Raw genomic sequence first — 1149 nt, 5'->3', positions numbered from 1 at the left:
AATGTATCTTTAAAAGAAGCACTGTTCAAAGCTTTAGCTTGTCGTGATCTTTTAGATCAAAGAATTGACCCGATTCGCCGAAAACAAAAAGAAAATTTACGTCGAGCAGGGGGGGATTTCTTTACGAGAAATTGCCTCTAGTACTTTTGAAGCCAAAAAAACGAATTGAAAAATGAAGGAAAAGCAGCAAGCTGGTTAACACCTCTTGAGTTACATGTTTTTTCTAAACTTGATGATACGCCAATCATTGAACTGACGCAAATTGATATAAAAGGATGCATTTTTCCCATTTGGAAGACAAAAAACGAAACAGCAAGTAAAGCTCTATCCCCGCTTGAATATAGCTATAAAACATGCGGCGGCACTTGGTATAAATGTAGATATGCAATTAAAAGCAAAAGCTTTATTAGGAAAGTTTATTCAAAATACCCAAAATATTCCAGCTATGCCATGGAAAGAAATGCCTAAGTTTTTTCAATCTTAAAATGATGAGCTTGTATCACATCTAGCTTTAAAACTTCTTATTTTGACGGTTTTTTTTATACCAATCAGGCATATTTAGAGATTTATGGATCAATATGGATTATCCCAAAAGAAAATATGAAGAGAATTGTTGGAAAGGTTTCTGATTTTCATGTGCCGCTTACAGCTGAAGCGTTTGCTGTTATTGAAAAAGCAAAAAAATGGTTTTTTATTTGTTGAGAGTTTTGGAAAGCCTATATCTGATGTAGCACTTCCTAAATTCATGAAAGACAAAGGTTTTGATTATAGACTTCATGGTTTCAGATCGATTCTGCGGGACTGGATAGCAGAGACAACGTTAAAAAGCTTGATGATATGTCTGAAGTATAAGCACAAACGGTGTTACATCTTTTGAAAGATAAACAAAACAGGCAAAAGGTAGAAACAGATTCTACTATACAAGATGCCGATATAGCAACGCCACACGAACAGGGAACGGCGGTGTGAGATGGAGCAAAGAACAGCACAATGGTTTCAAGCGCGCTTGGGTAAAGTCACTGCTTCAAACGTTTACAACGTACTCAGTAAGACAGCAAAAGGTTTTCCTACAAGCAAATATGAAGACTACAAAACGAAACTCATGACAGAACGCTTAATAGAGGAAATAAGCCAATCTTATACAACACC

The 1149-nt window shown here is 35.9% G+C and carries 1 protein-coding gene and 1 pseudogene; both read left to right on the top strand.

From position 1 onward, the window contains the following. Positions 1-165: 165 nt before the first annotated feature. Complete coding sequence (locus ACFIL8_RS10660; protein WP_375613491.1) at positions 166-468, top strand: hypothetical protein; 303 nt, start codon at positions 166-168, stop codon at positions 466-468. 502 nt (positions 469-970) lie between these two features. Further along, positions 971-1149 (top strand): annotated as a pseudogene (locus tag ACFIL8_RS10655) (exonuclease); the annotation flags it as partial.

This window comes from Bartonella sp. AP57NXGY, from assembly GCF_042195805.1.
In the GTDB taxonomy this organism is placed as follows: Bacteria; Pseudomonadota; Alphaproteobacteria; order Rhizobiales; family Rhizobiaceae; genus Bartonella.
The sequence above is the reverse complement of the archived record's forward strand: the minus strand, read 5'-3'. Positions and strand labels throughout refer to the sequence as shown.